This window comes from Flavobacterium lotistagni (assembly GCF_011392125.1).
GTDB lineage: Bacteria > Bacteroidota > Bacteroidia > Flavobacteriales > Flavobacteriaceae > Flavobacterium > Flavobacterium lotistagni.
In genome coordinates this window covers 123872-132124 of sequence record NZ_JAAJBU010000010.1, presented here as the reverse complement: position 1 = coordinate 132124, position 8253 = coordinate 123872, and the positions used below count along the sequence as shown (strand labels likewise).

The window sequence follows — 8253 nt, the reverse complement described above, 5'->3', positions numbered from 1 at the left end:
AACGTGTCTGCGACTAGAATTATTACTGTAACTGCGCCGCCTGTGGTTGGAACTTTGAGCGGCAACCAAAACATCTGTGTAGGACAGACATCTTCCTTTGCTTCAACTTCATCTGGCGGAACTTGGGCTTCGTCGGATTCGACCGTCGCTACTATTGGTAGTGCTTCAGGACTCGTGACTGCGGTGGCGTCCGGAACTGCAACCATGACTTACACTGTTTTAGGAACTGGTGGTTGTGCGAATGTGTCTGCAACTAGAACGGTTAACGTAACTGCGCCACCTGTGGTTGGAACGCTGAGCGGCAATCAAAATATCTGTGTCGGACAGACTTCCTCCTTTAATTCAACTTCCGCTGGCGGTACTTGGACTTCTTCGGATGTGACAGTCGCTACTATTGGTAGTGCTTCAGGACTCGTGACTGCCGTGGCGTCCGGAACTGCAACCATGACTTATACCGTTTTGGGAACTGGAGGTTGTGCGAACGTGTCTGCAACTAGAACGGTTACCGTAACTGCGCCACCTGTGGTTGGAACTTTGAGCGGAAATCGAGAGATCTGCCAAGGTTCCAATGGTCAGTTTTTCTCAACGGTTGCCAGCGGTATCTGGAGTTCATCGGCCGTCAACATTGCTTCGGTAAATGCCATTACTGGAGTGATTTCAGGCATTGCCGCTGGATTGGCTACAATTACTTATACCGTCAATGGAAGCGGAGGCTGTGCCAACGTTAGCACCTCGCAAAACGTCAATATCAAGCCAACGCCTCAGGTAATCATCGGTACCAATCCAATATCGATTTGCAGCGAAAATTCACCCAATATAACCTTAGCGGCCAATTATCCCGGAACCACTTTTTCTTGGACCGCGACCCAAAACAATGTTAGTGGGGTTATTACCAACGGAACCAGTATTTTAATTGATCCGATCCTCACCTCGACAGCGATGAACGGCGGCAATGTTTTTTACAATATCATACCGACGCTCAACGGTTGCACGGGAACTGCCGCGGTAATTACCGTAAAAGTAAATCCCAAACCGGTTCCTGTTTTAAACAGCGGTTTCATTTGCGTGGATGTGGCTACCGGAAATACCGCTCAAGGACATCTACTCAATACCGGGCTTAGCAGCGCCAACCACAATTTTCAGTGGTACTTCGACAGTGATTTGATTCCCATCAATGTCAACGCGTATCAGGCCAATGAAGCCGGCATCTACTCGGTGATTGCGACCAACACTACGACCGGCTGTGTGTCCGAAGAAGTTTTTGCCAACGTTACCGCCACCATTTTCACACGCACTTACACCACATCAGTCAGTGAAGCTTTCAGTGACAATCCTTATATTGTAATCCAGACGCCGACGGGAAGCGGACCTTTCGAATACCAACTTGACAACGGACCCTGGCAAAGTTCGAATACTTTTTACAACATGATTCCGGGATGGCATACCATCCGGATCAAAGACGAAGTAGGCTGTACCGATCTTGAAGGAGAAATACTGATTCTGGGCTATCCGAAGTTTTTTACTCCGAATGGCGACACTTATAACGACACTTGGAATATCAGCGCCTTGGAGAAAATTCCGAATTCGGGCATCTATATTTTTGACCGCTACGGAAAATTCATCAAGCAGATTAGTCCACTCGGCACTGGATGGGATGGCACTTACAACGGCTATCCATTGCCTTCGACGGACTATTGGTTTACAGTGGATTTTGTCGATCCGAATTCTGGGAAAGAAAGCACTTTCAAATCGCACTTTTCTTTGAAGCGATAAATAAAAAAACCACTCAATTGAAGTGGTTCTTTTTTTAGTGAAATTTACTTTTTCAGGATTTCCGTCACGGTTCCGAGCAGGACATTGGCTCCGAGCGCAAGGTCTTCGTAGGAAGAATACTCTAACGGATTGTGGCTGATGCCGTCTTTGCAACGAACGAATATCATCCCGTAATCACAGGCGTAAGACAAAGCCAGCGCATCGTGGAATGGGCCGCTCATAAGTTCGGGAGCGTCTAAATTGAGTTCTTCACATTGGCGGTGGATGATTTCCTTGATCCAATCGGCGCAATATCTCGGGTCACTTTTGGTATCTTCTGAAATGGAATAAGTCAGCCCGTGTTTTTGGGTGATTTGTTCGATGCGGTCGCGGAGTTGCTTTTCGTAGCGGTTTCTTCTCTCAAGGTCGATGTCACGCAGGTCGACGGTGAAGACCACTTCTTCCGGAATGATATTTCTCGAAGCCGGAAAAACCTGAATGGTTCCGACGGTGCCGACGGTGGGCGCTCCGGGAATTTGAGTGGCTATTTCATTTACTGCGACAATCGTTTCTGCCGCGCCCATCAGTGCATCTTTACGGATTGGCATCGGAACTGAACCCGTGTGCCCAGCCATGCCTTTGTACTTGACCGTCCACCAAAGTGGGCCGGAAATTCCGGAAACCACGCCAATGGGTTTGTGCGCTAAATCGAGCACTGGGCCTTGTTCGATGTGGAGTTCGAGGAAACAGAAAATGCTTCCTTCCTGGTATTCTGATTCCTTGAATTTGGTGATGTCGCAACCGAAATCTTTGAGCGCCTGCTCGCGGGTGATGGCGTCTTTATCGGCGCGCTGGAGTTCGCCTTCTTCGAGTTTGCCTAAGATACCACGCGAGCCGAAAAGCCCTTTGTTGAACCGCCAGCCTTCTTCGTCTGCAAATGAAATCACCTCGATTGGGCGTTCGGGTTCGAGGCCGTTTTCGTGCAAAGTGGTAACCACTTCGATAGCGCAAAGCACGCCGGCGACACCATCGAATCTTCCGCCGTAAGGTTGGGAATCCAGGTGCGAGCCCATCATCAGGCACGGCAAGTTGGGATTTTTACCTTCGAGACGGCCGATTAAATTCCCGAAATTATCGATGTGGGTTTTCATGCCAGCTTCTTGCATCCAGGAAGCGGCGAGCTTGAAACCTTGCTTTTCCAGTTCGGTGTGTGCTGGGCGACAGGTTCCGGTTGCGCCGATTTTGCCAATCAGGCTCATGGCTTCGAAATGTTGTTGAAGCCGTGAAGAGTTTATTTTCATATAAATCGTTCTTGTTTTACGGTGTTTGCGTTAGGGATTGGAGCAAGTACCGCGTACTGCGGAAAGCCCGGCCCATAGGGAAACGCCCAAAAAAAAATTAATGATCGTTCAAAGGCATTCCTAGGCGTTGCCAGTCTTTCCAGTTGATGTAATCTGGGGCGACGCGGTGCTCCTCCATCGTGATGCAGCCATCGACCGGACACACGAGCTTGCACAAATTGCAGCCGACGCACTCTTTCTCGTTGACCGTGTAGTTGTTGTAAGGCGTGCCGCGCTCGATGTTGATCGATTGGTGCGAGGTATCTTCACACGCGATGAAGCACAAACCGCAGTGGATGCACTTGCTCTGGTCGATGTTGGCGATGTGGTGGTAGTTGATGTCGAGGTCTTCCCAATGCGTGATTTTCTCAACGGATTTCCCAATGAAATCGGTGGTTTTGGCGAAGCCTTTTTCGTCCATCCAGTTGTTGAGGCCTTCACACATGTCTTCTACGATCCGGAAGCCGTGGTTCATCGCTGCGGTGCAAACCTGAACAGAAGTCGCACCCAGGAGCATGAATTCTACCGCGTCTTTCCAGGTGCTCACGCCGCCAATTCCCGAAACCGGAACTCTCGACGCCATCGGATCCTGAGAAACTGTGGTGAGCATTTTCAGCGCAATCGGTTTGACTGCCGGGCCACAATAGCCGCCGAAAACGCTTTTACCCGCCACGTACGGATTGGGAACTAAAGTATCTAAATCGACTCCGGTGACACTTTGGATTGTGTTGATTAGACTCAGTGCGTTGGTGCCGCCTTCCACTGCTGCGCGAGCCGTGGGAACTACCGAATGAACGTTTGGAGTGAGCTTAGTGATGACGGGAATCGTGGCTTTTTCCATGACCCACTCAACGACCATTTTGGCGATTTCGGGATCCTGGCCTACTGCTGCGCCCATGCCGCGTTCGGTCATGCCGTGCGGGCAACCGAAGTTGAGCTCGAAGCCCATCGCGCCGGCGTCTTCGCATTTTTTGATCAGTTCGTGCCAGGCGGTTCTGTTGTTATCGGCCATGAGCGAAACAATCATCGCGCGGTCGGGGAACATTTTGACCACTTCAGTGATTTCGCGCAGGTTGATCTCCAGCGGACGGTCTGAAATGAGTTCGATGTTGTTGAAGCCCATCATTCGTTTGCCGCCATAATTCACCGACGAATAACGCGAGGAAACGTTCTTGACTTGCGAGCCTAGGGTTTTCCAGACGACGCCACCCCAACCGGCTTCGAAAGCGCGGACGACGTTGATTTTTTTATCGGTCGGTGGCGCACTGGCCAACCAAAATGGATTCGGCGATTTGATTCCTAAGAAATCGATGGATATATCTGCCATAATTTTTTGTTTTAAAGTTGAGGGATTAATTGTTGAACTTCGGTTTCAATTCCGATTCTATAATATAATCCGGACTGATGATTTGTTTTAAAATTGCGGCGGCTCCGTCTTTTCCGGCTTGCACGGCATCAACCACTTCCCGGCCTCCGTTGACGCAATCGCCTCCGGCAAACACGTTGTTGGCGCTGGTTTTAGATTTTCCTTGCACCGCGATTATACCGTTATTGTTTTGGAGGTTTTCACCGCTGACCATTTCCGAGAAAGGCATTTGCCCCGCGGCTTTGATGACCATATCGACATCTAGTGTGAAAGTTTCTCCGGTTGCGACCGGGCTTCTTCTGCCGCTCGCGTCGGGTTCGCCGAGTTTCATGACATCGCAAACCAATTGTTTTACGTTTTCGCCATCGCCGAGGATTTCTTTCGGAGCCGCGAGCCAAATAATGTTGCAACCGTCAAGTTTGGCAATGTTGAGTTCCTTTTCGGTACAAGGCATTTCGTCTTGCGTTCTTCTGTAAATCAAGTGAACTTCCGAAGCGCCGAGTCGTTTGGCCTGAGTCGCTGCATCAATCGCGGTCATTCCCATTCCAATCACGGCTACTTTGTCACCGACAGCAATTTGTGAATAATCGTTGTTGCGCAAATCGTAAATGAACTTAATCGCGTCAGTGACTCCAAATAAATTTTCACCCGGAATATCGAGCTGGCGCGCCAATCCGACACCGAACGCCAGGTAAACTGCATCGTAGTTGCGTTGCAATTCTTCCAGACTAATGTCTCGGCCGAGTTCGTGGTTGTATTTGATCGAAATGCCGCCAATCGAAGTAATGTAATTCACCTCATCTTCGCAGAATTCGGGTGTGACTTTGTAAGCAGCAATTCCGTAAGTCATCAGTCCTCCGCCTTTGGCTTCCTTTTCATAAATCGTGACCTCAACGCCTTCACGGCTCAAGGTATGCGCGCAACTCAATCCGGCCGGACCAGCTCCTACAATCGCTACACGTTTTCCTGTCGATGGTTTTCTATCGAAAAGTTGCCATTGTTTTTCCATAGCCATTTCGGTCGAATAGCGTTGGAGTTTCGCGATATGGATTGGGGTTTCGTCCATCAAATTATACACGCACGCGCCTTCGCACAATTTCTCGACAGGACAAACCTTGCTGCAACCTGCGCCCATGATATTGGACGAGAAAATAGTATGCGCCGAACCTTTGATGTTATCGGTGGTAATCTGCCGGATGAATTTCGGGACGTTGATCGAAGTCGGACAAGACTTCATACACGGCGGATCATAGCAGAACAGACAGCGGTTGGCTTCAGTGAGCGCCGCATCCTTGGTTTCAAACGGCGGATGGATATCGGCGAAGTTCTCCTGATATTCGGCCGTGGTTAATCGGTTATTCTTGATGCTCATAATCTATGTTTGTTTTTGTTTTGGTTGGTGTTAAGGTGCGACGATCTCGCCATAGGTTTCCGGGCGTCGGTCACGATAGAACTGCCATTTGCCGCGGATTTGTTCGATTAAATCCAGATCGAATTCGGCTACTAAAAGCTCGTCCTGATGCTCAGAGGCACAAGCGATGATTTCCCCAAGTGGATTCACGAAATACGAGGTTCCGTAGAAACGGCCCAGATTCCAGGGTTTTTCTTCACCGACACGGTTGATGCAGCCCATAAAATAGCCATTGGCCACAGCATGCGCAGGTTGCTCGAGTTTCCATAAATACTGTGATTGGCCAACAGTAGTGGCCGACGGATTGTAGACGATTTCCGCGCCATTCAATCCTAGGCAACGAGCGCCATCGGGGAAATGACGATCATAACAAATGTAAACCCCGACTTTGGCGTACTTGGTTTGAAAAACCGGATAGCCTAAATTGCCCGGCTTGAAAAAATATTTTTCCCAGAAACCGCCCGTTTGAGGAATGTGGTTTTTGCGGTATTTGCCGAGGTAAGTGCCATCGGCATCGATGACTGCGGCTGTGTTGTAATAAACCCCCGCTTGTTCTTTTTCATAAACCGGAACGATGATGACCATGTTGTATTTCTTGGCATAAGCTTGCATTCTTTCGGTCGTTGGCCCAGGAACGGTTTCTGCCGATGCATACCATTTCGAATCTTGCCCCGGACAGAAATACGGCGTGTTGAAGATTTCCTGAAAACACAGGATTTGTACGCCCTGTCTTCCGGCTTCTTCGATGTACGGAATGTGTTTGTCTTCCATCGCCTGCATGATTTCTGCAATGGTGCCTTCGCCTTCGGTTTTGGCTAAACTGAGTTGGATCAACCCGGATTTGATGATTCTTGCCATATGTTTTATGTTAAATGCTGAGTGATGAATGTTGAATGTTTGCTTTTCATTTAGCATTTATTCCGCTGCGCTCCATACAGTTCGGCTGCGCCTCGGGTCAACATTTAAATTCAACCTAATTAAATCTTTCCGTCTACTTTATTTCGCTTGATGAATTTCCCGTAACCTTTGGAAACTTTACATTCGTTGTTGTCAATCACGACTTTGCCGCGCAGCAGCACCGTTTTCACTTTTCCGGTGAGTTCCCAGCCTTCATAACCGCTGTAATCGACATTCATGTGGTGGGTTTTAGCCGAAAGCGTGTGTTTTTCGTTCGGGTCTAATACGATAATGTCTGCATCGCTGCCAATCGCAATCGTTCCTTTTTTGGGAAACATACCGAAGATTTTCGCTGCGTTGGTGGAAGCGACTTCCACGTACTTATTCAACGTGATTTTGCCTTTGTTGACACCTTCGCTGAAGAGCAATTCCATTCGGTTTTCAATCGCTGGATGCCCGTTCGGGATTTTCGAGAAATCGTCCTTGCCCATGAGTTTCTGCTCCCACATAAACGGGCAATGGTCGGTCGCAACTACATTTACCAAACCTTGATTGAGTCCGGCCCAAAGCGTTTCCTGATCTTTCTTTTCACGCAGCGGCGGAGACATCACCCATTTGGCACCTTCGAAATTCTGCTCATAAAGGGAAGCGTCCAAAACCAAATATTGGATACAGGTTTCCACAAAAACGTGCTGGTTCCTTCTGGTGGCAAACCTGACCGCATTGAGCGCGCCTTCGCAAGTCAGGTGGACGATATAACCCGGACAGCCTGTATAATCGGCCATGTCGGCAAAGCGGCTGCTGGCTTCTGCTTCGGTGACTTCGGGTTGCGATAAATAATGATATAGTGGTGCAGTCTTGCCTTCGGATTTGTGTTTGGCGATCAAAAAATCAATCATATCACCATTGGTCGCGTGCACATTAATCAGCCCGCCATGTTTTTTGACTTCCTGCATCAAGCCTACCATTTGGCGGTCGTCGATCATCAGGGCGCCTTTGTAGGCCATAAAAGTTTTGAAAGAAGTAATGCCTTCGACTTCGATAAAATGCTGGATTTCCTTTTTCGTCTCTTCGTTAAAATCGGTCACCGCCATGTGGAAACTGTAATCGCCCACGGCATTATTGTCGCTTCGGCCTTTCCATTCCTGTAGTGCCGATTGCAAGCTTTTGCCTTGGGTTTGCAGGATGAAATCGATGACCATAGTGGTTCCGCCAAAGAGCGCCGCGCGGGTTCCGGTTTCGTAATTGTCGCTGCTATACGTGCCCATGAACGGCATATCGAGGTGCACGTGCGGGTCAATTCCGCCGGGCATCACGAGTTTTCCGGTTGCGTCGATAACCTCATCGGCTTGCACATTTAAGTTCTTACCGATGGCCGAAATGGTTTCGCCTTCGATGAAAATATCCGCGTGATAATCGTCGGTCGCGGTGATGATTCTTCCGTTTTTGATTAGTATACTCATGCTTTTTTTAAGTTGCTGAGTGCC

Annotated in this window: 6 protein-coding genes; 1 reads left to right on the top strand and 5 read right to left on the bottom strand. The window is 49.0% G+C overall.

Features of this window, described 5'->3' with window-relative positions; genetic code table 11:
* The coding region (locus tag G4D82_RS11755; RefSeq protein ID WP_166337474.1) for a T9SS type B sorting domain-containing protein at positions 1–1773 on the top strand (1773 nt) is incomplete at its 5' end.
* 44 nt (positions 1774–1817) lie between these two features.
* On the opposite strand, the gene G4D82_RS11750 is transcribed toward G4D82_RS11755, so the two are convergent.
* From G4D82_RS11750 to hydA, 5 genes are all read right to left on the bottom strand, one after another.
* Entirely contained in the window at positions 1818–3053 is a 1236-nt protein-coding gene (locus tag G4D82_RS11750; protein WP_166337473.1) for a M20 family metallo-hydrolase, read from the bottom strand.
* A gap of 97 nt (positions 3054–3150) precedes the next feature.
* Positions 3151–4419, bottom strand: coding sequence for an NAD-dependent dihydropyrimidine dehydrogenase subunit PreA (preA, locus tag G4D82_RS11745; RefSeq protein WP_166337472.1), 1269 nt, complete (start codon positions 4417–4419; stop codon positions 3151–3153).
* 25 nt (positions 4420–4444) lie between these two features.
* Positions 4445–5830, bottom strand: coding sequence for an NAD(P)-dependent oxidoreductase (locus G4D82_RS11740; RefSeq protein ID WP_166337471.1), 1386 nt, complete (start codon positions 5828–5830; stop codon positions 4445–4447).
* A gap of 30 nt (positions 5831–5860) precedes the next feature.
* A complete protein-coding gene (locus G4D82_RS11735; protein WP_166337470.1) occupies positions 5861–6727 on the bottom strand; it encodes a nitrilase-related carbon-nitrogen hydrolase in 867 nt (288 codons plus the stop codon).
* A gap of 119 nt (positions 6728–6846) precedes the next feature.
* Entirely contained in the window at positions 6847–8229 is a 1383-nt protein-coding gene (gene hydA, locus G4D82_RS11730; protein ID WP_166337469.1) for a dihydropyrimidinase, read from the bottom strand.
* Positions 8230–8253: the final 24 nt, after the last annotated feature.